This window comes from Nocardioides sp. (assembly GCF_024509035.1).
Taxonomy (GTDB): domain Bacteria; phylum Actinomycetota; class Actinomycetes; order Propionibacteriales; family Nocardioidaceae; genus Nocardioides.
Map to the genome: position 1 here is coordinate 1 of NZ_JANINT010000273.1, position 23,634 is coordinate 23,634.

Consider the following 23,634-nt stretch of genomic DNA (forward strand, 5'->3'; position numbering starts at 1 on the left):
GGGTCTCCGCGATCCGGGCCATCGCCGGCATCGCGGTCAGGTCACCGACGAGGATGAGCCAGCGCGCACCCTCGGGCAGCGCGAACGAGCCCTTGGGCTCGGTGATCGTCACGGTGTCGCCCACGCAGTCGCGCGCGGCCCACTCGGTGACCAGCCCGGTCTCGTGGACGACGACGTCGAGCGTCAGCTCGCCGCCGGTCTCGGTGCCGGCCCAGGACCGCACGGTGTAGTAGCGGCTCTGGAACTGCCCCGGCACGATGAGGCCCACCCACTCGTCGGGGATGCCGGTGCTCTCGAACTCCGCCAGCCCGGGCCCGCCGACCGTCAGCCGCACCAGGTGCGCCGAGATCTGCTCCCGCCGCACCACCTGCGCCTCGTACTGCCGGGCCCGTGTGCTCACCCGCCCAATCTAGAGGTTGACCCGCCCGAAAGTTTCGGGCGGGTCAACCTCTCAGAACGTGTGGCGGAGGGGGTAGCCGCTGTTGCCGTTCTCGTCGGTCCTGGTGGCGAGGACGTGGTGGAGCTGGATGTCGTTGCGCTCGAAGGCGATCCGGGATCCGGCCATGTAGAGGCCCCAGACGCGCGCGGTGCCCTCGCCGACCTCGGCGACGCAGGCGTCCCAGTTCTCCTCGAGGTTGCGGCACCAGGCGGCCAGGGTCTTGGCGTAGTGGACCCGGAGGTTCTCCTCGTGCTGCACCTCGAGCCCCGCGTCCTGGACCTCGGTGATGATCGTGCCCGACCCGATCAGCTCGCCGTCGGGGAACACGTAGCGGTCGATGAACGCCCCCGTCTCGCGCGGCTTGTTGTCATGGCGCGTGATGCAGTGGTTGAGCAGCCGACCCTGCGGGCGCAGGTGGTCGCGGATCCAGCCGAAGTATGCCGAGTAGTTCTTCACCCCGATGTGCTCGGTGAGGCCGATCGAGGAGATCGCGTCGAAGCCGGTCTCCTCGACCTTGCGGTAGTCCATGAACCGGACCTCGGCGAGGTGGTCGAGGCCCTCCTCCTTGATCGCCTGCTGCGCCCACGACGCCTGCTCGCGCGAGAGCGTCACGCCGAGGACCTTCACGCCGTACTCCCGCGCCGCGTGGCGGACCATGCCGCCCCAGCCGCAGCCGATGTCGAGCAGCCGCTGGCCCTCCTGCAGGTCGAGCTTGCGGGCGACCAGGTCGTACTTCGCGAACTGCGCCTCCTCGAGGGTGGCGTCCTCGGTCGGGTAGAGCGCGCACGTGTAGGTCATCGACGGGCCGAGGACGTACTCGTAGAAGGTGTTCGACACGTCGTAGTGGTGGTGGATGACCTCGGCGTCGCGCTGCAGCGAGTGGCGCACGCCCTCGACGGTGCGGCGCCACCGCGGCAGGTGCTCCTGCGGCGGGGGCGGCGGCGGCTTGAGGTGGGAGATGCCCAGGGACCGCACGATGTCGACGATCTCGCGCGGCGAGGGGCGGCGGAACTTCGTGTGGCTCATCATCAGGCTGAACGCGGCGTACGGGTCGCCGGGGTGGACGCCGTGCAGGTCGAGGTCGCCGGAGACATACGCGCGGGCCAGGCCCAGGTCACCGGGCGCGGTCATGATGTAGGACAGGCCGCGCTCGTTGAGCAGCTCGATGCCGAACTCCGCGTCGGGCGGGCCGGCGCTGCTGCCGTCGTACGCCGTGAAGCGCAGCGGCAGCCCGTCGCGCATCAGCGACTCGATGGCCGTGCCGATGGTGTAGGTCTTGCTCATCGTCTCTTCACCGCCTTGTCATACAGACTGGTCAGCCTGTCCTCGGGGTCGTAGCGACCCTTCACCGTGGCGAGGTTGTCGCCGTCGTAGAGCTCGTCGAACGTGTCGCGGTCGTAGAAAGCCTCGCTGTAGAGCGATTTATGCCCGCCCAGCTCGTGCACCGTGGCCTCGATCGCACGGTTGCGCGGCCCTTCGGGCGCCTCGGGGCCGACGTGCACGGTCCCCCAGAACCCGACGTTGACGTAGACCGCGCCGGGCTCGAGCGGGTAGCTGGGCCAGTCCCGCTTCGCGACCAATGGGCACAGCCACACCGGGCGCATCCCGATGGCCTCGTCGAACCAGTCGAGGAAGTCGGGCAGCCGATCGACGGGGACCTCGATGTCCTGGATGACCCGTTCGCGCAACGGTCGTCCCGCGCGCCGGTCGAGCCGGTCGGCGATCCCGAAGCGCCGGTCCAGGCCCAGCAGCCGGTGGTAGACGTCCGAGCGGCGCCAGCGCCGCGGCCAGACCCGTCGCACCAGCGGGTGCTGGGCGCCGAACGCGCCCGAGCACCAGAACCAGTCGGTGTCCCAGCGCCACAGGTAGTCGTACATCGTGAGGAGATCGGTCTCCCGCTGCTGGATGCTCCTGTAGTAGACCTGCTGTCCCGCGTAGTCACTGGTGGGACCGGGCTCGTCGGTCCACGTCGCGAGAGTCAGGTAGTACTCCCCCGGCGCGAACGCGACGCCGTCCAGGCCGTCGACGCGCACGCCGTCGTAGGAACCGGTCTCGGTGATCTCCGCGATCGACTTGGCCAGCAGGCCTGCGTCGTCGAACCGCACGTGGCGCAGCGCGACGTACGCCGGCACCTGCTCGAGCTCGATCCGCAGGCGGGTGGCGTAGCCGAGCGAGCCGTAGGAGTTGGGGAAGGTGTCGAAGAGGTCGCTGTGCTCACCGTCGGGTCCGGGCCGGCAGGTCACGACCTGGCCCGCGCCGGTGAAGACGTCCATCTCCAGGACCGACTCGTGCGGCAGTCCGCTGCGGAAGCTCGTGGACTCGATGCCGAGGCCGGTCACGGCGCCACCGAGCGTGATCGTGCGCAGCTGGGGCACGACCTTCGGGATCAGACCGTAGGGCAGCGTGGCATCCACGAGGTGCTCGTAGGTGCACATGCCCTGCACGTCGGCGGTGCGCGCCTGCAGGTCGATGGAGATGACGCCGTCCAGGTCGGAGACGTCCAGCCCGGGCGCGTCGGTCGCCGTACGCGGACGAAACAGGTTGGAGGTCCTCTTCGCCAGCCGCACCGGGGCACCAGCGGGGATGGCGGCGTAGGAGGACCGCAGACGCTCGACGGCGGCGGCGTGCGCCGCCTGGCCTCGCAGACTCACGAAGGTAGAACGTACTCCACCCGTGTGACGGGCACATGTCCGATTTGTCCCGGCCGGGGCGCCGGTCGGCGGCGCCTCAGGTCGTGACGGTCCCGGCGATCGTCCCGCGCGCGTCACCGCGGTGCACGACCACGCCGACGCCCCCGAGGTCGCGCAGCGCGTCGAGGTCCGCCGCCGCGACCTCCCGACCGTCGGTCAGCACGACCGCGGCCTCGAGGCCCTTCGCGCCGCTGGCCACGGCCATCGCGACGCACACGCCGATAGCCGAGACCTGCAGCGAGGGCAGGTCGACCGTGGCGGCGGCGTAGGTGCGCCCGTCGGCATCGCGTACGGCGGCGCCCTCGGCCGCCCCGGTGCGGGCGCGGGTGGCACGGGCCAGCGTCACGAGCTTGCGGTCCTCGGCCGAGAGGTCGGCGGGCTCGGTCACGTCACTCATCGCTCTCCTCCGGCTCGGGGTGGGACTCGACCCGCTTGATCAGGACGGTCCCGATCTTGTTGCGCCGACCCGACACGCCCTCGGCCTCGAACCGCAGTCCGTGGGCCTCGACGATCGAGCCCGGGATCGGGACCCGGCCCAGGTGCTTGGCCATCAGGCCGCCCACGCTGTCGATCTCCTCCTCCTCGACCTCGAAGCCGAAGAGCTCGTCGAGGTCGTCGACCGGGTAGCGCGAGGACACCCGGACCGCCCCGTCGTCGAGGTTCTCGACCTCGACCGCGGCCTCGTCGTACTCGTCGGTGATCTCACCGACGATCTCCTCGAGCACGTCCTCGATCGTGACCAGGCCGGCCGTGCCGCCGTACTCGTCGACGACGACCGCGATGTGCTGGCGCATGGCCTGCATCTCCGAGAGCAGGGCGTCGACCGGCTTGGACTCCGGCACGAAGTGGGCCGGTCGCATCACCTCGTCGATGCGCTGGGTGAACTCGACGTCCGGCGCCTCGAAGTCGCGACGCACGATGTCCTTGAGGTAGGCGATGCCGACGACGTCGTCGAGGTTCTCGCCGATGACCGGGACCCGCGAGAAGCCGCTGCGCAGGAACAGCGACAGCGTCTGGCGCAGGTTCTTGTAGCGCTCGATGTAGACGACGTCGGTGCGCGGCACCATCACCTCGCGCGCGATCGTGTCGCCGAGCTCGAAGACCGAGTGGATCATCCTGCGCTCACCCGACTCGATCACCGCGGAGGCCTCCGCGAAGTCGACGAGCTCACGCAGCTCGGTCTCGGTGGAGAACGGGCCCTCACGGAAGCCCTTCCCGGGCGTGAGCGCGTTGCCGACCAGGATCAGCAGCTTGGGCACCGGTCCGAGCACCGCGGTGACCGTCGCGAGCGGGCCGGCCGAGAGCAGCGCGACCCGGTCGGCGTGCTGCCGGCCCAGGGTGCGCGGGGCGACGCCGATCGCGACGAACGAGACGACCAGCATCACGCCGATCGCGGTGAACAGCGTGGGCAACCACCGTGCGTCGTAGGCGTCGTTGGTCTCCAGCGCGACGATCGTGATCGCGGCGATCTCGCACAGCAGGCGCAGCAGGAGCGCGGTGTTGAGGTAGCGCGGCAGGTCCTCGAGCAGCTCGACGAGCCGCTTCGCTCCGGGCCGCGCGTCGTCGAGCAGCTCCTCGGCCCGGGCCCGCGAGAACGTCGAGAGCGCCGCGTCGGCCGCCGAGAACAGCCCGGCGAGCACGACGAGCACCGCCGCCGCGACCAGCAGCCAGACGCTCACCGGTTCATCACTGCGCCATCACCGCGCCATCACGGGGCCCCGTCACCGGGTCCGCCACGCCGCCAGGATCTCGTCCTGCAGACCGAACATCTCCTTGTGCTCCTCGGGCTCGGCGTGGTCGTAGCCCAGGAGGTGCAAGATGCCGTGGACGGTGAGCAGCTCGATCTCGGCCTCGGTGCCGTGGCCGGCGGTCTCGCCCTGCCGGGCGGCCACGTCGGGGCACAGCACCAGGTCGCCGAGCACGCCCTCCTCGGGCTCCTCGTCGAGGAGTCCGGGTCGCAGCTCGTCCATCGGGAAGGCCAGCACGTCGGTGGGGCCCTCCTTCTCCATCCACTGCTCGTTGAGCTGGGCGATCGTCGGCTCGTCGACCGCCTTGATGCACAGCTCGGCCATGGGGTGCACGCGCATCCGGTCCATGACGAAGCGGCTGAGCGCGGCCAGCCGCTGGACGTCCAGCTCGCGGCCGGACTCGTTGAGGATCTCGATCGTCATCGTCGGGCGCTCAGCTGCGGGTCCCGGGCCGGTTGGCCTGCTTGAGGTCCTGCGAGCGCCCCGAGCGCGCGTCGTAGTCGTCGTAGGCCGCGACGATCCGACCGACCAGCTTGTGGCGTACGACGTCGTGGCTGGTGAGCCGGTTGAAGCTGATGTCCTCCACCTCGTCGAGGATGTCCTCGACCGCGCGCAGGCCGGACTTCTGCCCACTGGGCAGGTCGGTCTGGGTGACGTCGCCGGTCACGACGATCTTGGACCCGAATCCCAGGCGGGTCAGGAACATCTTCATCTGCTCGGGCGTGGTGTTCTGCGCCTCGTCGAGGATGATGGATCGTCTCGGGGTCGAGCATGTCGTGCAGCGCGTCGTAGAGCGGCCGGAGGTAGGGGTCGATCTTCTCGCTGAGCGTGCCGGGCAGGAACCCGAGCCGCTCACCGGCCTCCACCGCCGGGCGGGACAGGATGATCCGGTTGACGTTCTTGGACTGCAGGGCCTGCACGGCCTTGGCGACCGCGAGGTAGGTCTTGCCGGTGCCGGCGGGGCCGATGCCGAAGGTGATCGTGTGCTTGTCGATGGAGTCGACGTAACGCTTCTGGTTGAGCGTCTTGGGCCGGATCGAGCGGCCGCGGTTGCTCAGGATGTTCATGCTGAGCACGTCGGCGGGGCGCTCGGTCGTCTCGGCGCGCAACATCGAGATCACCCGCTCGACGGTCTCCGAGGTGACCCCCTGACCGGTGCGGATGATCGCGACGAGCTCGTCGATGAGCCGCTCGGCCAGGGCGACCTCGCCCGGCTCGCCGTAGAGCGCCACGCGGTTGCCGCGCACGTGGATGTCGGCGTCGAAGGCGCCCTCGATCACACCGAGGAACTCGTCACCGGGTCCGAGCACGCTGACCATGTTGATGCTGTTGGGGATCACGACCGTGTGCCGGGTGGCGGTCGCGGGGCGGTCCCCCTGGTGGTTGCTGTCAGTCATGGAAGCCCTGGTGGGGGCACCTCTCCGATAGGTGATCGTGCCTGTCCATCGTACGGGCTGGTCCGCGGCGGGCCCAGCGACTTGTACCCGTCCCGCCGGGGCGCGCAGGTAGCGTGGCGACATGGATCGGGGCGGTCGTGGCGAGGGCGGACAGGGCGACGACCCGTACGCCGAGGACCACGGGCTCGACGATCCCCCCGACCGGGTCGCGCCGCCCTACTGGTTCGCCGGGCAGACCCTGCCCCCGGACGCTCGCCGGATGGGGCTGACCCATCACGTCCCCGACGGGGCGATCCTCGACTTCGCGGGGCGCCTGGACTCCACCAAGCTCGGGCACCGGGTGACGGCCTGGGCGCTGCTGGTGCTGTTCGGCCTGCCGGTCCTGCTCTCGGCGCTGCGGCTGCTCTACGTCTGGTGAGGCGTCACAGCCTGGACGGACGCTGACAGATAGGCCCGCAGCAGCCCCTCGAGCTCGGCGAGCAGTCGCGGATCCCCGTCCTCGCCGGCACCGAACGCCTCGTGCATCAGCGCGTCGGCCGCGAAGAAGACGGTGCGCGCGACCCGGTCGTCGTCCGTCGGCGCCACGATCTCGTACGCCGCCAGCAGCCGGTGCACCTTGGCGACCATGCGCTCCTTGTGCTCGCGGGCCAGCCGCAGCTGGGCGGCGCTCTGCAGACCGGCGCGGAGGGCACGGCTGCCGCTCTGCTCGCGGTACAGCACGGCGACCGCGGACACCACCGATGCGACGGGGTCGGCGGACACCGGATCGGCGACCAGCCCCGAGACGAGGTCGTCCATGAGCGCCTCGTGGCGCACGTAGTAGTCGGCCGACAGCGCCGCGAGGATCGACTCGCGGTCGGGCAGGTACTGGTGGAGGGCGCCCACCGACACGTCCGCCTCGTCGGCGACGCGGATCAACGTGATCGCGGAGACCCCCTCGCGCTCGAGGAGCTTCTCGGCCGCCGCGAGGGCACGCTCGACCTTGTCCCGGGCGCGCGCCTGCCGCGGCACCCGGCGCAGGGCGTCGTCAGGAGGACTGTGTCGCATCGGACCCCGAATCAGAGTTGATACTGGTTCTGGTCGGACCGACGATACCGCCATGACCACCACGTCCCCTGCGACGACGAGCAGCGACGCCCGCGACCGGGCGCGCGAGGGCGTCGCCGCCACCGCCCGCCGGTTGGCCGAGGCCGGCCTGGTGATCGGCACCGCCGGCAACGTCAGCCTGCGCTTCGAGGGTCCGACGGGCCCGGAGGTCGCGATCACGGCGACCGGGGTCGTGCTCGCGGACATCGACCCCGCCGGCGTGAGCGTGCTCGACGTCGACGGGCACCAGCTCGCGGGCGACCTGGCCCCCACCTCCGAGCTCGAGCTGCATCTCGACGCCCTGCGCGAGCGCGGCGGTGCGGTGGTGCACACCCACTCCCCGGCGGCCACCGCCGTGTCCCTGGTGGTCGACGAGCTGCCGTGCGTGCACTACCAGCAGCTCGCGATCGGCGGCGCCATCCGGGTCGCGCCGTTCGAGGTCTTCGGCTCGCCGGAGCTGGCGGCCGCGGTGCGATCCGCACTGGCCGGGAAGCAGGCGGCGATCCTCGCCCACCACGGCACAGTGGCCCTCGGCTCCGACCTCACGAAGGCCGCCGACAACGCGCTGCTCCTGGAGTGGGCGGCCGACCTCTACTGGCGGGCAGCCGCCCTCGGCACCCCGCGGGCGCTCAGCGAGGCCCAGCAGGTCGCGGTCATCGAGGTCGCGCTCAGGACCGGCTACGGCTCGCCCCGACCCGCCACCACGGAGGAGCCATGAGCGTGCGGCGCGCCGACCTGGGCGAGCCGCTCGCCGTCGGCCGCAGCGCCGAGATCCTGAGCTGGCCCGGGGACGCCGACCGAGTGATCAAGCTCTTCCCGGCGACGTACGACGCCGGGCTGGTCGCCGCCGAGGTGGTCGCCAGCACGGAGGCGCACCGGCTGGGGCTGACCACGATCGCCTGCCACGGCCAGGTCCAGGTCGAGGACCGGCCGGGCCTGCTGCTCGACCGGCTGCACGGCGACTCGCTGACCCGGCTGGCCGAGCGCAACCCGCTGACGCTGCGTTCGGGCGCGCGCACCCTCGCGCGCACCCACGCCCGGGTGCACGAGGCGGCCACGAGCGCGCTCCCGGAGATCCGCGACGCCGCCGACACCGCGCTCGACACGCCGCCTCTGGCGTTCCTGACCGAGGGGCAGCGCGAGCTCGCCCGCGAAGCGATCCGGTCGCTCCCGGCCGGCGACCGCGTCCTGCACCTCGACTTCCACACCGAGAACGTCTTCGCCCACGACGGCGGACATGCCGTGATCGACTGGCAGACCGCGCTGCGCGGCGACCCTGCCGCCGACGTCGCGATGACCGTGCTGCTGCTCAGCGACGCCGAGCTCTGGCCCGGGACCCCGCTGCTCAAGCGCATCCTCGTGCAGTCGGTGCGCAGGCTCGTGCTCTCGACCTACCTCGCGGAGTACCGGTCGGTGACCGGCATGACGTCCGAGCAGATCGCGGCCTGGCGGCTGCCGGCCGTCGTGCTGCGGATGAGCACGCTGGACATCGCGAGCGAGCGCCCGGCGTTCGTGCGCGAGCTCACCGCGATGCTCGGCGCCGCGCGATGACCCCGAGGAGCGCGCCGTACACCCTCGGCCGGTTCGTCGAGCGGCCCGGCGACGACCCGGTCGGCGTCGACGTGCTCGTGGTCGGCGGCGGCATCACCGGCGCCGCAGTGGCCTACGAGGCGGCGAGCCGCGGCCTGTTGGTCGCGATGGTCGAGGAGCGCGACTTCGGCGGGGCGACCTCGGCCGCCACCGGCAAGCTGATCCACGGCGGGCTGCGCTACCTCAAGCAGCTCGAGATCGGGCTGGTCCGCGAGTCCCTGCGCGAGCGCCGGATCCTCAGCAACATCGCCCCCAACCTCGTCACCGTCTATCCGATCGTGATCCCCGACAGCGGGCTCGTCGTGCGCGCCGGCCTCACGGCGTACGACGTCTTGTCGTTCGACCGCAACCGCGTCGACGACCCCGCCAAGCGGATCCCGCGGCACCGCCGCCTCGACGAGGGCCGGCTGCTCTACCACGACTGCCTGATGATCAGCCCCGAGCGGCTGACGCTGGCGTTCGTGCGCTCCGCAGCCGCCTTCGGAGCGCTGGTGGCCAACCATGCCCGGGCCGACGAGCTCCTCACCGAGGGGGGCCGGGTCGTCGGCGCGCGGGTCCGCGACCTGCTCTCCGGCCGCAGCCGTGAGGTGCGCGCCGGCGCCGTCGTCAACGCGACCGGCCCGTGGGCGTTCGAGACGCTCGCGGGCTCGCCGCTGACGAGCGGGTCCGCCGGGACGGCGCCGTCGGTCCGCTCGGAGGGCATCTACCTGATCACCCGACAGCTGACCGACGTGATGACGCTGCACGTCACGCCCTACGGGCACTTCTCCTGCGCCCCGTGGCGCGGGCACAGCATGATCGGACCGACCGAGAAGCCCTACCGTGGCCCGGTCTCCGACTGGCACCTGACCCGCGAGAGCGTCGAGGAGTTCCTCACCGCGATCAACGCCGCCGGCCTGCTGCCGGTGCCGCTCGCGCTCGCCGACGTCCAGCACGCGTACGGCGGGCTGCGGCCGCTCACCGAGGACGTCGGCGACGACACCTACGAGGCGTCGCGGGCCGCGGAGGTCGTCGACCACGCGGACGCCGACCAGGGCGGGGTGGAGGGCCTGCTGACCGCGGCCGGTGGCAAGTACACGACCAGCCGCGGGTTCGCCGCGGACGTGGTCAAGCGGGTCGGCCGCAAGCTCGGCCGCCGGCTCCCGGCGAGCCGGACGGCCACCACCCCCTTGCACGGGAGCGACACCGGTCCGATCGAGGCGCACGTCGCCGCCGGCCTCGCGCGGCACGCCGACTTCTCCCCCGAGACCGTGCGCTACCTGGCGCTGCACCATGGCACCGAGCTCGACGCGGTCCTCGACCTGGCCCGGACCGACCGCTCGCTCGCCCGCCCGCTGGACGCCGACGGCGAGCTGCCGGCCCAGGCGCTGGTCGCGGCGCGGCACGAGTCGGCGCGCACGCTGACCGACGTGCTGCTGCGGCGTACCGGTCTGGGGACCCTCGGACACCCGGGTGAGGCCGTGCTCGAGGCGGTGGCCGCCGTCGTCGCGCCCGAGCTGGGCTGGAGCGACGAGCGCCGCGACGCCGAGCTCGAGCAGGCGAGTCGGGCGTTGACGCTGCCGTGGTGACGGGCCGATGACCGCTCAGTCGTCGAACGCGACCTGCAGCATCCCCAGGCACATCTCGTCGGTGGATCCCTCCGCCCAGATCACGTAGCGGTCCTCGCGCGCGCTCTCGAACGCCGGCAGCATGTCGCGCAGCCATTGCACGTGCTTGCAGGTGATCCGCACCGTGTCGAACGGCTCGAGGCGCACCGGGTCGATCGGCCGGGTGCCCTGGTCGTCGAAGTTCCACATCGGGATGTCGAGGAGCGTGCGGGCCCGCTCGGTGCCGGGGTTGACCTCGATCTTCAGCGTGCGCCCCAGCAGGTGCATGTGGCCGGCCACGCCGAGGATCGTCATCGGCCGGCCCAGCGTGCGGGTGCACGAGGTCGTGGCCGAGGGCTTCGCCTCGGTGCCGCAGAGCAGGTGCAGCAGGCTGTTGGTGTTGCCGGCCGTCCCGAAGCGGGCCATCACGTCGGCGGCCGCGGCGTCGCGGTCGCAGAGCGGCGAGTCGTCGTGGTCGGGTCGGCAGGGCAGCTCGACCGGCGCCGGGGTGAGGTAGGTGTGCAGGGCAGTCAGGTCGCGGGCGCCGCTCATCCAGCGCAGCTGGGTGCTCGAGGTGTCGGGCGCGGCGCCCTGCAGCAGGTTGTAGTGGACCTGCATGACGATCCGCGACCCGGCCTCGATGCGCACGCCGTAGCCGTCGCGGGTCCTGGTCTCGTCACCGCCCGGCGCCCACGCGGCCAGCCAGGAGGCGTCGTCGACGTTGGTGAAGTCGCCCGAGACGCCGGTGCCGCCGAAGCAGGTCCAGCCCTCGCCGTCCTGGTCGGCGTCGAGCCGCTGGGCCTCGGCGACCTTGTCGGGCGGGATGCGGAACAGGATCACGTGGTGCACGACCTGCGGGTTGCCGGGCAGGACGTTGCTGCCGGTGAGCCAGACGTCGCGGTCCAGGCCCGGGTCGAGCAGGAAGCAGCGGTAGTCGTCGGTGCCGACGCCCGTCGGTGCGGACGGCGTGTAGGCCTCCGGCATCGTGAGCGTCATCCGGCGCTCGCCCCGGCGCAGCGGCAGCAGCTTGCCGGCGGGTACGGCGGCCAGCTGGTCGCCCACCACGGCGGGCGGATCGGCGGGCTCGAGCACCTCGGTGGGTGACCCGGTGCGACGGTCGTCGTCCTCGGAGACGCAGCCCGCGAGGAGCAGCGCCACGACCGCGACGAGCACGGTGAGGGTGCTCCGTCTCAGCTGCGCAGGCCTCATCCAGGGGGCCAGGTCATCGGCCGACCCGCGAGCAGGTGAAGGTGGGTGTGGAACACGGTCTGGCCCACGCCGGCGCCGGTGTTGAACACGAGCCGGTAGTCGGCGTACCCCTCGGCGGCGGCGACGGCGGCCGCCGTGGTCAGCAGCTCGGCGGAGGCCTGCGGGTCCTCGGCGGCGAGCTCGGCGGCGTTCGCGTGGTGCGCGCGCGGCACCACCAGCACGTGCGTCGGCGCCTGCGGGTTGACGTCGCGGAACGCGACCGTGCGCTCCGTGGCGTGCACGACGTCCCCGGGGATCTCCCCCGCGACGATCTTGCAGAACAGGCAGTCCTCCACGACACCTCCAATACTCGGGGTCCCGAGCGTAAACCGGATGGCGCCCCCGAGCGTGCCACTAGTGTGACAACGGTGACCGTGGAACCGGTCTGGACGGCCGACGAGGCGCTCGAGGCGTTGTACGCCGCGCACTGGCGCCGGCTGGTCCGCCTCTCCGTGCTGCTGGTGCACGACCAGGGGATGGCCGAGGAGATCGTGCAGGACGCGTTCGTCGCGGTGCACGCCCGCTGGTCGCGACTGCGCGACCCCGACCGGGCGCTGGCCTACCTGCGCCAGACCGTGGTCAACCGGTCGCGCTCGGCGCTGCGGCACCGCGGTGTCGTGCGCCGGTACGCCGCCCGCGAGGCGGCCGCGCCCGAGACCACCCAGGTCCCCGGTGCCGACGAGCCGGCGCTCGCCGCCGACCGCCGCGGCACCGTGCTCGCGGCCCTGCGTGCCCTGCCCCAACGGCAGCGCGAGGTGCTCGCGCTGCGCTACTACCTGGACCTGTCCGAGGCCGAGATCGCCGACACCCTCGGCATCAGCCGCGGTGCCGTGAAGAGCCATGCCTCACGCGGCGCCGCCACCCTGCGAGCTCTCCTCGAGGAGGAGCTGTGACCACTCCCCTGTCTGGCGACCGCCTCTCCGAGCTGCTCCGCGACGCCGTCGCGGACGTGGAGCCGTCCGACCGGCTCACCGCGATCCGGGCGCGCACGGCCCGGCAGCAGCGCGCCGCCGCGCGCCCGTGGCTCTACGCCGCCGCGGCGACCGCACTGGTGGCCGCAGCCGCCACCGGCACCTTCGCGCTGCTCGACCGTGGCGATGCCCCCGAGCCCGCCCCGAGCCACCAGAGCCACGCCGTGGACCCCACCCCGACGCCGTCGGCGCACTCGGTGCCGGCGTACTTCGTCGGCGAGACGCCACGTGGCCTGAGGCTGTTCCGCGAGTTCGACGTCCGCACCGGCACCGCCGGCCTCGGCGACGCGCTCGCCGAGCTGCAGGAGGCCCCCGACGACCCCGACTACCGCACGCTGTGGCCGGCCGGATCGCTGACCTCGATCACGCGGCGCGGCGACGTCTACGCCGTGGAGATCGGGGACGCGTCCCTGCACGACCGCCCGGCCGGCATGAGCCCCGAGGAGGCCGGACTGGCGATCGAGCAGGTCGTCTACACGGTCCAGGCCGCCGCCCACGGACGGGTGCCCGTGCAGTTCCTGCTCGACGGCAACCCGATCAACGAGGTCTACGGGGTCCCGACGTCCGAGCCGCTCGCCAACGCCCCGCAGACCGACGTCCTGAGCCTGGTGCAGATCAGCGACCCCGTCGAGGGCCTGGAGGTCACCGGCTCGTTCACGGCACGCGGCGCGGCGAGCTCGTTCGAGGCGACCGTCCCCTGGGAGATCCGCGACGGCGACACCGTGGTGGAGAAGGGCGTCGCGACGGCCGAGGGGTGGATGAACCGGCTCTACCCGTGGGAGACGACCATCGATGTCTCCGACCTGCAGCCCGGCGAGTACACGTTCGCCGCGATGACCGACGACCCGTCGGGCGGTGCCGAGGGCGCCGAGCCGTTCGTCGACACGCGCACGATCACCGTCCGTTGAGGACCTGGGACCGGGAGGATTGGGCCATGAGTGCCCGCACGCGTCTCGTCGCCCTGCTGTCCGTCGCCGCCCTCGGCCTGGTCGCCGTCGCCGGCTGCGGCAGCGACACGACGGCCGAGGACCAGCGGCCGGCCAGCGGCTCGACGAAGGACGCCGGTGGATCGACGGAGCCCTCCGAGCCGTCGGAGTCCTCCGACGACGCGGCCGACACCGTCGCCGTGCCGATCTACTTCGTCGGCGACACCCCGCAGGGACCGCGGCTCTACCGCGAGTTCCGCCAGGTGCCGGCCGGCGACCCGGCGGCCGGCGCGCTGGCGCTGCTGACCTCCGGCGAGGCGCTCGACCCCGACTACCGCACCCTGTTCCCGGGTGGGGACGCCCCGAGCGCGCAGGTCGACGCGGACCCGATCGTCGTCAGCCTGCCCGACGAGAGCTGGACGACGATGCCCGACGGCATGTCCGAGGACGACGCTCGGCTCGCCGCCCAGCAGCTCGTCTACACGCTGCAGGGCGTGGCCCAGGCGCGCTCGGCCGTGGAGGTCCAGCTCGATGGCGCGCCCGCCGACCTGTTCGGTCTCGGTGGTGAGCTGTCCGACGAGCCCGAGATCGACGTCCGGGCGCTGGTCAACGTCACGACCCCCGAGGAGGGCGCGACCGTGAGCAGCACGTTCACGGCCAGCGGCGTGTCCAGCTCGTTCGAGGCGACCACGCCGTGGGAGATCCGGTCCGGTGAGGGCACGGTCGTCGCGAAGGGCTTCGCGACCGCGGAGGGCTGGATGGACAAGCTCTACCCGTGGGAGACCGAGGTCGACGTCTCCGACCTCGAGCCCGGCACCTACACCTTCGTCGCGATGACCGACGACCCCTCCGGCGGCGAGGGCACCGGACCGACCGAGGACTCCAAGACGATCACGGTGCAGTGAGGCTCACCCCTCGCCAGCTCAACCGGACGCTCCTGCAGCGCCAGCACCTTCTCGAGCGCGTCGGCCTCTCGCCACACGCGGTGGTCGCGCACCTACTCACCCCCGAGGACGCCCTGGAGCTGCGGCCAGCAGGCGGTCTCGACAACGAGGTCGCCCGGGTCGAGGGGCCCCTGAGCGCCTGACCGACGTTGACCCGCCCGAAACTTTCGGGCGGGTCAACGCCAGCGCGCCGTGCGCGCGAGCAGTGCCGAGACGGCGGCGACCCCCGCGGTCGACGTACGCAGGACCTCGGCGCCCAGCCGCACCGACACCGCCCCGGCCGCGACGAACGCGTCGACCTCGTCGGGCGCCAGCCCGCCCTCGGGGCCGACGACGACCACGATCCGGCCCGCCGCCGGGACCGCGACCGACGCGAGCGGCGCCGAGGCCTCCTCGTGCAGCACGACCGCCAGGTCGGCGTCGGCGACGAGCGCGGCGACATCGGTGGTGCTCGCCGGCTCCGCCACCGCCGGGAACCAGGCGCGACGTGCCTGCTTGGCCGCCTCCCGAGCGGTCGAGCGCCAGCGCGCCAGCGACTTGGCCGCGCGCTCGCCCTTCCAGACGGCCACGCTCCGCGAGGCCGCCCACGGGACGATCTCGGCGACGCCGATCTCGGTGAGGACCTCGACGGCGAGCTCGCCCCGGTCGCCCTTCGGGATCGCCTGCACGACGACGACGGCCGGCGTGGGGGCGTCGACGACGCGGACCGACTCGACGGTCACGGCGAAGAACCGCTTGCCCGTCGAGGCGACCGGCCCCTGGACCGACGTGCCTGCGCCGTCGGTGAGCACGACCTGCTCCCCCACTCGCAGCCGGCGTACGGCGACCGCGTGGTGGGCCTCGTCGCCCTCGACGCTCACCTGCGAACCGACGTCGGCCCCGGCGAGGTCGGGCACGAGGTGGACGGGCAGCGACATGGGGATCAGTGCGCGTTGAACGCGTCGCGGAGCCGGCCGAAGACGGACTTGGAGCTCGGCCGCACCTGACCGGTCGGAGCCTCCTCGCCACGGAGCGAGGCGAGCTGGATGAGCAGGGCCTCCTGCTCCGCGTCGAGGCGGGTCGGGGTCTCCACGACGACGGTGACGACCAGGTCGCCACGACCGCCGCGCAACCCCGGGACGCCGCGGCCGCGCAGCACCTGCTCGGTGCCGGACTGGGTGCCGGGTCGCACGTCGAGCTCGAAGGACGTCTCCAGACCCGTCTCGTTCTCACCGTCGGACACGACGTCCGCCTCGAGCGTCGGCAGCGTCAGCGTGGTGCCCAGGGCCGCCGCCGTCATCGGCAGCGTCACCGTGCAGTGCAGGTCGTTGCCGTGGCGGGTGAACGTCTCGTGCTGCGCGGTGTGGATCTCGACGTAGAGGTCGCCGGCCGGGCCGCCGCCGGGGCCGACCTCGCCCTCGCCGGAGAGCTGGACGCGGGTGCCGTTGTCCACGCCGGCGGGGATCTTGACGGTCAGCGTCCGGCGCGAGCGCACCCGGCCGTCGCCGGAGCACTCCCGGCACGGCTCGGGGATGATCGTGCCGAAGCCGCGGCACGCCGGGCAGGGCCGCAGGGTGCGGATCTCGCCGAGGAAGGAGCGCTGCACGTGGGCGACCTCGCCGGCGCCGTGGCAGGTCTCGCACGGGATCGGGTGGGTGCCGGCCGCCGTACCCTCGCCGCCGCAGGTTCCGCAGCGCACGGCGGTGTCGACCTTGAGCTCCTTGGTGACGCCGAACGCCGCCTCGGCAAGCTCGACCTCGAGGCGGATCAGCGCGTCCTGGCCGCGCCGCTCGCGCGGCCGGGGGCCGCGGCCGGCGCCGGCCGCGCCGCCGCCGAAGAACGCGTCCATGATGTCGGTGAACGAGAAGCCCGCGCCCTGGCCGAAGCCGCCGGCGCCGCCGCCGAACGGGTCGCCACCGCGGTCGTACGACGCACGCTTCTGCGGGTCGGAGAGCACCTCGTAGGCCAGCGAGACCTCCTTGAAGCGCTCCTGTGCCTCGGGGTCGGGGTTGACGTCGGGGTGGTACTGCCGGGCCAGTCGCCGGTAGGCCTTCTTGATGGCGTCGGCGTCCGCGTCGCGGCCGACACCGAGAAGCTCGTACAGGTCCTGACTCAAGATGTGTCCTTCGGGGTTGCTGGTGTTCGGGGGGCTCAGGCCTCGTCGAGGATGCGCGAGACGTAGCGCGCCACGGCGCGCACCGCCGCCATCGAGCCCGGGTAGTCCATGCGGGTGGGGCCGACGATGCCCAGGCGCGCGAACGCCTCCTCGCCCGGCCCGTAGCCGGTGGCCACGACGCTGGTGGAGGACAGCTCCTGGTAGGGGCCCTCGTGGCCGATCCGGACGGTGAGGACCTCGCCGGAGGTCGCCTCGCCGAGCAGCTTGAGGAGCACGACGTGCTCCTCGAGCGCCTCGAGCAGCGGCCGCACCGCCGAGTCGAAGCTGTCGCCGAAGCGGGCCAGGTTGGCCGCGCCGCCGACGGCGATGCGCTCGTCGGAGCGGTGGTCGGACATCGCCTCGACCAGCACGTCGACCACGGCCCGGGTGACCGGTGCGCCCTCCTCGGGCACCAGGCCGCGCAGCGCGGTGGCGGCGTCGGCGATGATCTCGCCGATCGCGGCCCGGTTGACCAGGCTGCGCAGGTCGGCCAGCTCGTCGTCGCCGAGCTCGGCGCTCAGGTCGACGAGTCGCTGCTCGACGCGTCCGGTGCTGAGGATCAGCACGACGAGGAGCCGGGCGGGGGTGAGCGCGACCAGCTCGATGTGGCGCACGGTCGAGCGCGACAGCGTGGGGTACTGGACCACGGCGACCTGGCGGGTCAGCTGGGCGAGCAGCCGCACCGAGCGCTGGACGACGTCGTCGAGGTCGATCGCACCGTCGAGGATCGTCGCGATCGCGCGCTTCTCGGCCGCGCTCATCGGCTTGATCGTGGTCAACCGGTCCACGAACATCCGGTAGCCCTTGTCGGTCGGCACGCGCCCGGCGCTGGTGTGGGGCTGGGTGATGTAGCCCTCGTCCTCCAGGGCCGCCATGTCGTTGCGGACGGTGGCCGGCGAGACGCCCAGCCCGTGCCGCTCGACGAGCGCCTTGGAGCCGACCGGCTCCTCGGTCGCGACGTAGTCCTCCACGATCGCGCGGAGTACGGCGAGCCTGCGCTCCTCCTGCACCCGCCCCACCTCCTCACCCGAGCTCACCTGAGCTCTCGCTGGCACTCGAAAGTCCTGAGTGCCAAGACTACTAGGAGGGACCACCGCCGCACATCGTGGCGACGCCGGTCGCCTAGGGTGGACCGGTGGCTCCCACAGCAGGATTCCAGGAGGTCGCCGACCGGGTCTGGGTCGCGCGCTACGAGTGGTTCGACGTCAACGTGACCCTCGTGGGCGGCGGCGAGGGCCTGCTCGTCGTCGACACCCACGCCTCGGCCCGCGCAGCCCGGGCGGTCGTCGAGGACATCCGGCGCCTCGGCGCCGGCGAGGTGGTGCGCGTGGTCAACACCCACGAGCACTTCGACCACACCTTCGGCAACGGCGAGCTGCGAGCGGCGTACGGCGCCGTCCCGATCCTCGCCCACGAGACCGCGGCCGAGCGCACGGTGGCCGCGGGCGAGCGGATCAAGGCGCTCTACGACGACGAGCCCGACGACCCGCACCGCGAGGAGGTGCAGGCGACGGAGATCGTCGCGGCCGACACGACGTTCTCCTCCGCGCTCGCCCTCGATCTCGGTGACCGGATGATCGAGCTGGTGCACCCCGGGCGCGGGCACACCGCAGGCGACGTCATCGTGCGCATCCCGGACGCCGACGTGGTCCTGGCCGGCGACCTCGTCGAGGAGTCGGCCGAGCGCGGCTCGGTGCCCGGGTTCGGTGAGGACTGCTACCCGATGGACTGGCCGCTGAGCCTCGACGTGGTGCTGGCGCTGACCGGGCCGTCGTCGCGCATCGTGCCCGGCCACGGCGCGGTCGTGGACCGCGACTTCGTCGAGGAGCAGCGCACGGTCATCGGCGTGGTCGCCGAGACGATCCGTGACCTGGCGAGCCGGGGCGTGCCGCTGGCGCAGGCGCTCGAGGTCGGCGAGTGGCCCTACCCCCGCGACGAGCTGCCGAACGCCGTCCGCCGCGGCTACGAGCAGCTGCCCCGCAGCCAGAAGCGGTTGCCGCTCGTCTGAGTGGGGTACGACCCCGCCATGAGCGAGAACAGCCAGGAGAGCGCGGCCGAGGAGACCACCGGCATCTCCGATGAGCAGCTGCCCGAGGACCTGCGCCCGAGCGAGGACAACCCGCTGGCCCAGCCGCTGGACCCTGAGGAGGCGAAGTCCCCCGAGGAGCTGGACATGCAGGGCGGCAAGACCCCCGAGCAGTCCGAGGACGGCGGCTCGTCCGGAGATGACTCCGAGGCCGAGGGCGAGGGGCAGTCCGACAGCTGACGGCGCGCCCTCCCGGGTGGTGTCGGCGGCCGCACCTAGCCTGGCGCGAGTGAACGACCGCTACGGCTCCGACGTCCTGGCCACCGACTGGCGCGCACCCAAGCGCGGCCGTGCCGTGGAGGCGCCCGCCGAGCTCGGCGCGGTCGTCGAGGAGGTCACCACCGACTGGTGCGGTGAGATCGTGGCCGTCGACCGCGACCTCGACACGCTGACGCTGGAGGACCGGCGCGGCAAGCGCCGTACGTTCCCGCTCGGGCCGGGCTTCCTGCTCGAGGGACGCCCGGTGATCCTCGTGCCGCCGCCGCGGGGCGGGGCTCCGGCCCTGCCGGCCCGCACGGCCTCGGGCTCGGTGGCGGTCCATGGCGCCAAGGCCCGGGTCGCGCGGGCCAGCCGTATCTTCGTCGAGGGCCGCCACGACGCCGAGCTGGTCGAGAAGGTCTGGGGCGACGACCTGCGCATCGAGGGCGTGGTCGTGGAGTACCTCGGCGGCGTCGACGACCTCGCCGACCACCTGCGCGAGTTCAAGCCCGGCCCCGAGCGCAAGGTCGGCGTCCTGGTCGACCACCTGGTGCGCGGCTCCAAGGAGAGCCGCATCGCCGAGGCGATCGCGAAGTCCCCGGCCGGCCAGCACGTGCTGATCGTCGGCCACCCGTTCATCGACATCTGGGCCGCGGTCAAGCCCGACCGGCTCGGGCTGACCCGCTGGCCCGACGTGCCGCGCACCATCGAGTGGAAGAAGGGCGTGTGCCAGCAGCTCGGCTGGCCGCACCGCGACCAGGCCGACATCGCCCGCGCCTGGAAGCACATCCTCGGCAAGGTCACGTCCTACAACGACCTCGACCCGGCCCTGCTGGGCCGGGTCGAGGAGCTCATCGACTTCGTGACTGCGTAGGACCTCAGCTGCGCAGCGGCCGCCCCTGGGCGTCGGTGCTGTCGGTGGCCAGCATGATGATGCCGTCGATGAAGGGCCACAGGCCGCCGATGCCGCAGGTCAGGACGGTGACGATCAGCTGCCACACACCGGTCTTGGTGTCCCCGATGTAGAACCGGCCGATGCCGAGCGGGATCAGGATCTGCAGCAGACCCGCGACCAGCTTGGACTTGTCGGAGTAGGGGATGCCGGTGACCGGGTGCACGCCGTACGGTGCAGCCGCGCTCGCGCCGTACGGCACTCCGCCGGTGGGCGGCGGCGGGTAGCCGCTGGGCTGCGTGTAGGGCTGGCCGTAGGACTGACCGGCCGGCGGGGGCGGGGGCGGGGGCGGGGGCGCGGACTCGCCGTAGGGCGGCGGAGGGGGCGTCTGGCCGGGCGGGGGCGGCGTCGGTGAGCCGTAGGGCGGCGGGACCGACTGTCCGTCAGGCTGCTGGGACGGATCGGGGTTTTCGGGGCCAGTACTCATGCTCGACACCCTAGTGACCGGCGCTCACCCCGCGTGGGACATCAGGGCAGGAGGTCACGGACCACCGCGTCGGCGAGCAGCCGGCCGCGTTGGGTCAGCACGAGCCGGTCGGGCCGGTCGGTGAGCAGCCCCTGCTCGACCAGGCCCGCGACGGCCGCTCGACCCGTGTCGTCGAGCACGTCGGTCGCCAGCCCGTCGCGCAGCCGGAGCTCCAGCAGCACCCGCTCCACCCGGCGGCTCTCGTCGTCGAGCACCTCGCGGGCGTGGGCCGGGCTGAGCCCGGACGCGATGCGGTCGGCGTACGCCGCGGGGTGCTTGACGTTCCACCAGCGCACCCCGCCGACGTGGGAGTGCGCGCCCGGACCGACGCCCCACCAGTCGCCGCCGGTCCAGTAGAGCATGTTGTGCCGACAGCGGCTCTGCTCATCACGAGCCCAGTTGGAGACCTCGTACCACTCCAGCCCGGCGGCACGGAGCCGCTCGTCGACCAGGAGGTACTTGTCGGCCAGGTCGTCCTCGTCGGGCATCGGCAGCTCGCCGCGCTTGACCTGTCGGGCCAGGGCGGTGCCGTCCTCGACGATCAGGGAGTACGCCGAGACATGGTCGGGCCGGCACGCGAGCGCCGCCTCGACGCTGGTCTCCCAGTCGGGGATGGACTCCCCCGGCGTGCCGTAGATGAGGTCGAGGCTGATGCTGCCGCCGTCGGAGGGGGCGAACCCCGCCTGCCGCGCCCAGTCGACGGCGGCCGGCACCCGCAGCGGGTCGTGGGTGCGATCGAGCACCCGCAGCACGTGGTCGACCGCGGACTGCATGCCGAAGGAGATGCGGGTGAACCCGACCGCGCGGAGCTCCTCGAGATCCCAGAGCGCGACGCTGTCGGGGTTCGCCTCCGTGGTCACCTCGGCGCCCTCGGCCAGCCCGAACTCGGCACCGATCGCGGCCACGACCGACCCGAGGTCGGCCGGGCTGAGCAGCGTGGGGGTCCCGCCCCCGAAGAACACCGTGTCGACCGGCAGGTCGACGTCACCGAGCACCCGGCGGGCCCGGCGCACCTCGGCGATCGCCGCCTCGGCGTACGTCGCCCGGCTCGCGCCGGGTGCGCCGCCGACCGGCCCGAGCTCCTCGGCGGTGTAGGTGTTGAAGTCGCAGTAGCCGCACCGCACCCGGCAGAACGGCACGTGCACGTAGAAGCCGAACCCGCGCTCCCCCACGTGCGCCAACGCCGACTCCGGCAGCGACCCGTCCTCGGGCACCGGTTCACCAGAGGGCAGCGCAGACGGGGGCGGGGGCACCACCTCATCCTCCCACCCACCGGGTCGTCCGCCTCTCGCACCTGTATGCCCCACCCTCAGGCGGACGACCCGGTCCCTGTGGATGACGGACCACGTCGGCGGCTCGATTCGGGCATCGTCGCGCCATGGCGAACCGACCACCCGCATGGCTTCCGGCCGCGAAGGCTCAGGAGGGCCTGCTCACCCGGCGTCAACTCCGCCGGCTCGGGCTCGACCACCACTACGTCGACACCCAGCTGGACGCCGGCCGGTGGCAGGAGAGCAGCAGCACGGTGCTGGCGACCACGACGGGCCATCTCACCCGGACCCAGCTGATGTGGGCCGGCACCCTCCACGCCGGACCGGTCAGCGCGCTCGGCGGACTCACCGCTCTGGAGCGCCACGGGCTCGATCGCTGGCATCGCGATGAGATCACCGTCCTGGTCGCCAAGTCCCACAACCTGGAGCCGATCGAGGGAGTGCGATTCGTCGAGACCCGACGACCGATCCAGCTCCTGACCGCCCCGAAGCCGCTCGCCACGTGGCGGGTGGAGCCCGCGGCCCTCCTGTGGGCCGGCTATGAACCCGTGACGCGGTCGGCCTACGGACTCCTCTCCGCGTGCGTGCAGCAGGGGCTCACCACGCCCTACCGCCTCGACTCGTGGATCACCCGCATGCGGCCGCTGCGGCGGGCGAAGCCGTTCCGGCGGCTGCTGGGCGATCTGGCCGAGGGGACCCAATCACTCGCCGAGCGCGACGTGCTGACGATGTGCGACAGCTTCGGGCTACCGCGTCCGTTCCGGCAGACCCGGCGCACCGACTCCGCCGGGCGGGTCCGGTTCACCGACGCGGAGTGGCGACTCGCGGACGGCCGTGTGGTGGTGCTGGAGATCGACGGCGGCTTCCACATGGTGGTGGAGCATTGGAGCGCGGACATCGAGCGGCACCGCCAGCTCGTGGCCGCAGGTGTGATCGTGGTCAGGTGCACGGCGATCGAGGTGCGCGAGCACCCCGAGCGCATCGTCCGTGACCTCCTGGCGCTTGGCGTCCTCGAGTCGTCCGCCTGAGGGCGGCGTATTGAGGTGCCAGAGGCGGACGACCCATCACATCAGTGGAAGTCGCGGGAGCGGTGGCGCGCGCGGAGGGCTTGGCCGGCCTCGGGGTAGACCTCCTCGACGGGGGCGAGCCGGTCGGCCACCAGGTTGGTGACACCGTCCTGGCGCTCGAGGATGCCGCGGATGATCATGCCGGCGGCGCTGGCCGCGGTGGCGCGGTAGCGACGCCAGACCCCGACCGTGCACACCACGTTGAGCATCCCCGTCTCGTCCTCGAGGTTGAGGAACGTGACGCCTCCGGCGGTGCCCGGCCGCTGGCGGTGGGTGACCAGCCCGGCGACGTGCACCCGCCGGTGGGGCTCCGACGTGGCGCAGTCGGCCACCGACGTGATGCCGGCACCGCGCAGCAGGTCGCGCAGATGCGCGAAGGGGTGGGCCGCCGGGGTGATGCCGGTGGCCCACAGGTCGGCCATCGTGACCTCGACGTCCTCCATCTCGGGCAGCATCGGCGCCGGCCCGGCGACCCGGAGGCCCTCGAGGTGCTCCTCGCCCTCGGTCCACCCGGCGTTCCACAGCGCCTGCCGTCGTGAGAGCCGGACGCCGGCGAACGCGTCCTCGAACGCCCCGGCGGTCGCGAGCGCCTCGAGCTGGCGGGCGTCGAGACCGGCCCGCCGCGACAGGTCCACCTGGTCGGCGAACGGCCGCTCGGCACGCGCGGCCACGATGCGTTCGGCCACCTCGGTGCTGATGCCGCGCACCGCGTCCAGCCCGAGCCGTACGGCGAAGCCGGCGTCGCGCCGGTGTGCCGGGGTCGGATCGGGGGTGCCCTCGACCCACTCGACCCGGTCGGGGTGGTCGACCAGGCACGAGTCCAGCCCGCCCGGAC

27 protein-coding genes and 1 pseudogene are annotated in these 23,634 nt (G+C 72.7%); 12 read left to right on the plus strand and 16 right to left on the minus strand.

The genetic code is table 11. The features are described 5' to 3' along the window. The 7 genes and pseudogenes from Q0L15_RS18405 to Q0L15_RS18435 all read right to left on the minus strand — a co-directional run. Window positions 1-400 (minus strand): siderophore-interacting protein (locus Q0L15_RS18405; RefSeq protein ID WP_296605904.1); only part of this gene is annotated, 400 nt, incomplete at its 3' end. A 51-nt stretch (window positions 401-451) separates the two neighbouring features. Continuing rightward, window positions 452-1,723 (minus strand): cyclopropane-fatty-acyl-phospholipid synthase family protein, encoded by a 1,272-nt coding sequence (locus tag Q0L15_RS18410; protein ID WP_296605906.1) that lies wholly within the window; start codon window positions 1,721-1,723, stop codon window positions 452-454. After that, window positions 1,720-3,090, minus strand: a complete 1,371-nt coding sequence (locus tag Q0L15_RS18415) for an FAD-binding oxidoreductase (RefSeq protein ID WP_296605907.1) — start codon at window positions 3,088-3,090, stop codon at window positions 1,720-1,722. Before Q0L15_RS18415 ends, Q0L15_RS18410 begins: the two co-directional genes overlap by 4 nt. Before the next feature lie 76 nt (window positions 3,091-3,166). Next, entirely contained in the window at window positions 3,167-3,526 is a 360-nt protein-coding gene (locus tag Q0L15_RS18420; RefSeq protein ID WP_296605908.1) for a cytidine deaminase, read from the minus strand. Further along, on the minus strand, window positions 3,519-4,808 hold the full coding sequence (locus Q0L15_RS18425; protein WP_296605910.1) for a hemolysin family protein: 1,290 nt from the start codon (window positions 4,806-4,808) through the stop codon (window positions 3,519-3,521). Before Q0L15_RS18425 ends, Q0L15_RS18420 begins: the two co-directional genes overlap by 8 nt. Before the next feature lie 42 nt (window positions 4,809-4,850). After that, window positions 4,851-5,300 (minus strand): rRNA maturation RNase YbeY, encoded by a 450-nt coding sequence (gene ybeY / locus Q0L15_RS18430; RefSeq protein ID WP_296605911.1) that lies wholly within the window; start codon window positions 5,298-5,300, stop codon window positions 4,851-4,853. Between the two features lie 10 nt (window positions 5,301-5,310). Beyond that, window positions 5,311-6,274, minus strand: a pseudogene (locus Q0L15_RS18435) (PhoH family protein). 121 nt (window positions 6,275-6,395) lie between these two features. Between Q0L15_RS18435 and Q0L15_RS18440 the strand changes: the two are divergent. Beyond that, the gene (locus Q0L15_RS18440) at window positions 6,396-6,692 is read left to right on the plus strand and encodes a hypothetical protein (protein ID WP_296605912.1); all 297 of its coding nucleotides are present in this window, start codon (window positions 6,396-6,398) and stop codon (window positions 6,690-6,692) included. On the opposite strand, the gene Q0L15_RS18445 is transcribed toward Q0L15_RS18440, so the two are convergent. Then, a complete protein-coding gene (locus Q0L15_RS18445; RefSeq protein WP_296605914.1) occupies window positions 6,680-7,321 on the minus strand; it encodes a TetR family transcriptional regulator in 642 nt (213 codons plus the stop codon). The genes Q0L15_RS18440 and Q0L15_RS18445 overlap by 13 nt on opposite strands. 52 nt (window positions 7,322-7,373) lie before the next feature. Here Q0L15_RS18445 and Q0L15_RS18450 point away from each other — a divergent pair, with 52 nt between their 5' ends. From Q0L15_RS18450 to Q0L15_RS18460, 3 genes are read left to right on the plus strand one after another with little or no spacing between them, the layout of a single operon-like run. Next, window positions 7,374-8,078, plus strand: coding sequence for a class II aldolase/adducin family protein (locus Q0L15_RS18450; RefSeq protein ID WP_296605915.1), 705 nt, complete (start codon window positions 7,374-7,376; stop codon window positions 8,076-8,078). Next, window positions 8,075-8,911, plus strand: coding sequence for an aminoglycoside phosphotransferase family protein (locus Q0L15_RS18455; RefSeq protein WP_296605917.1), 837 nt, complete (start codon window positions 8,075-8,077; stop codon window positions 8,909-8,911). Before Q0L15_RS18450 ends, Q0L15_RS18455 begins: the two co-directional genes overlap by 4 nt. Then, a complete protein-coding gene (locus Q0L15_RS18460) occupies window positions 8,908-10,518 on the plus strand; it encodes a glycerol-3-phosphate dehydrogenase/oxidase (RefSeq protein WP_296605918.1) in 1,611 nt (536 codons plus the stop codon). The genes Q0L15_RS18455 and Q0L15_RS18460 overlap by 4 nt, the downstream gene beginning before the upstream one ends. A 15-nt stretch (window positions 10,519-10,533) precedes the next feature. Here Q0L15_RS18460 and Q0L15_RS18465 read toward each other — a convergent pair whose 3' ends face one another. Together Q0L15_RS18465 and Q0L15_RS18470 are read right to left on the minus strand one after the other, a co-directional pair. Further along, window positions 10,534-11,709 carry a hypothetical protein gene (locus Q0L15_RS18465; RefSeq protein ID WP_296605919.1) on the minus strand — a complete coding sequence of 392 codons (1,176 nt, stop codon included), beginning with the start codon at window positions 11,707-11,709 and terminating at the stop codon, window positions 10,534-10,536. A gap of 32 nt (window positions 11,710-11,741) precedes the next feature. Continuing rightward, window positions 11,742-12,080: a histidine triad nucleotide-binding protein gene (locus Q0L15_RS18470; protein ID WP_296605921.1), complete on the minus strand. Its 339-nt coding sequence runs from the start codon at window positions 12,078-12,080 to the stop codon at window positions 11,742-11,744. A 72-nt stretch (window positions 12,081-12,152) separates the two neighbouring features. Here Q0L15_RS18470 and Q0L15_RS18475 point away from each other — a divergent pair, with 72 nt between their 5' ends. The 4 genes from Q0L15_RS18475 to Q0L15_RS18490 are packed head-to-tail and all read left to right on the plus strand — an operon-like array spanning window position 12,153 to window position 14,768. Continuing rightward, complete coding sequence (locus tag Q0L15_RS18475; RefSeq protein ID WP_296605923.1) at window positions 12,153-12,677, plus strand: SigE family RNA polymerase sigma factor; 525 nt, start codon at window positions 12,153-12,155, stop codon at window positions 12,675-12,677. Beyond that, window positions 12,674-13,663, plus strand: coding sequence for a Gmad2 immunoglobulin-like domain-containing protein (locus Q0L15_RS18480; RefSeq protein WP_296605924.1), 990 nt, complete (start codon window positions 12,674-12,676; stop codon window positions 13,661-13,663). The genes Q0L15_RS18475 and Q0L15_RS18480 overlap by 4 nt, the downstream gene beginning before the upstream one ends. 26 nt (window positions 13,664-13,689) lie before the next feature. Continuing rightward, the gene (locus tag Q0L15_RS18485; RefSeq protein WP_296605925.1) at window positions 13,690-14,586 is read left to right on the plus strand and encodes a Gmad2 immunoglobulin-like domain-containing protein; all 897 of its coding nucleotides are present in this window, start codon (window positions 13,690-13,692) and stop codon (window positions 14,584-14,586) included. Continuing rightward, window positions 14,583-14,768, plus strand: coding sequence for a hypothetical protein (locus tag Q0L15_RS18490; protein ID WP_296605927.1), 186 nt, complete (start codon window positions 14,583-14,585; stop codon window positions 14,766-14,768). Before Q0L15_RS18485 ends, Q0L15_RS18490 begins: the two co-directional genes overlap by 4 nt. A 33-nt stretch (window positions 14,769-14,801) precedes the next feature. Here Q0L15_RS18490 and Q0L15_RS18495 read toward each other — a convergent pair whose 3' ends face one another. Genes Q0L15_RS18495 through hrcA form a run of 3 tightly spaced genes read right to left on the minus strand, consistent with a single transcriptional unit; the run spans window position 14,802 to window position 17,769 of the window. Beyond that, window positions 14,802-15,542 (minus strand): 16S rRNA (uracil(1498)-N(3))-methyltransferase, encoded by a 741-nt coding sequence (locus Q0L15_RS18495; RefSeq protein WP_296605929.1) that lies wholly within the window; start codon window positions 15,540-15,542, stop codon window positions 14,802-14,804. A gap of 5 nt (window positions 15,543-15,547) precedes the next feature. After that, window positions 15,548-16,720 carry a molecular chaperone DnaJ gene (dnaJ, locus tag Q0L15_RS18500; RefSeq protein WP_296605930.1) on the minus strand — a complete coding sequence of 391 codons (1,173 nt, stop codon included), beginning with the start codon at window positions 16,718-16,720 and terminating at the stop codon, window positions 15,548-15,550. Between the two features lie 35 nt (window positions 16,721-16,755). Beyond that, a complete protein-coding gene (gene hrcA / locus Q0L15_RS18505) occupies window positions 16,756-17,769 on the minus strand; it encodes a heat-inducible transcriptional repressor HrcA (protein ID WP_296605942.1) in 1,014 nt (337 codons plus the stop codon). A gap of 125 nt (window positions 17,770-17,894) precedes the next feature. On the opposite strand from hrcA, the gene Q0L15_RS18510 reads away from it, so the two are divergent. Genes Q0L15_RS18510 through Q0L15_RS18520 form a run of 3 tightly spaced genes read left to right on the plus strand, consistent with a single transcriptional unit; the run spans window position 17,895 to window position 19,917 of the window. Continuing rightward, window positions 17,895-18,767 carry an MBL fold metallo-hydrolase gene (locus tag Q0L15_RS18510; RefSeq protein ID WP_296605932.1) on the plus strand — a complete coding sequence of 291 codons (873 nt, stop codon included), beginning with the start codon at window positions 17,895-17,897 and terminating at the stop codon, window positions 18,765-18,767. Window positions 18,768-18,785: 18 nt separating this feature from the next. Continuing rightward, the gene (locus tag Q0L15_RS18515; RefSeq protein WP_296605934.1) at window positions 18,786-19,025 is read left to right on the plus strand and encodes a hypothetical protein; all 240 of its coding nucleotides are present in this window, start codon (window positions 18,786-18,788) and stop codon (window positions 19,023-19,025) included. Between the two features lie 49 nt (window positions 19,026-19,074). Next, window positions 19,075-19,917 (plus strand): DUF3097 domain-containing protein, encoded by an 843-nt coding sequence (locus tag Q0L15_RS18520; RefSeq protein ID WP_296605936.1) that lies wholly within the window; start codon window positions 19,075-19,077, stop codon window positions 19,915-19,917. A 4-nt stretch (window positions 19,918-19,921) separates the two neighbouring features. On the opposite strand, the gene Q0L15_RS18525 is transcribed toward Q0L15_RS18520, so the two are convergent. Together Q0L15_RS18525 and hemW are read right to left on the minus strand one after the other, a co-directional pair. Next, entirely contained in the window at window positions 19,922-20,422 is a 501-nt protein-coding gene (locus Q0L15_RS18525; RefSeq protein WP_296605937.1) for a TM2 domain-containing protein, read from the minus strand. Window positions 20,423-20,463: 41 nt separating this feature from the next. Next, window positions 20,464-21,714, minus strand: coding sequence for a radical SAM family heme chaperone HemW (gene hemW, locus Q0L15_RS18530; RefSeq protein ID WP_296605938.1), 1,251 nt, complete (start codon window positions 21,712-21,714; stop codon window positions 20,464-20,466). 125 nt (window positions 21,715-21,839) lie between these two features. Here hemW and Q0L15_RS18535 point away from each other — a divergent pair, with 125 nt between their 5' ends. Further along, complete coding sequence (locus Q0L15_RS18535) at window positions 21,840-22,760, plus strand: hypothetical protein (RefSeq protein ID WP_296605940.1); 921 nt, start codon at window positions 21,840-21,842, stop codon at window positions 22,758-22,760. 41 nt (window positions 22,761-22,801) lie between these two features. Here the strand turns inward: Q0L15_RS18535 and Q0L15_RS18540 are convergent. After that, the coding region (locus tag Q0L15_RS18540) for an OB-fold nucleic acid binding domain-containing protein (protein WP_366939602.1) at window positions 22,802-23,634 on the minus strand (833 nt) is incomplete at its 5' end.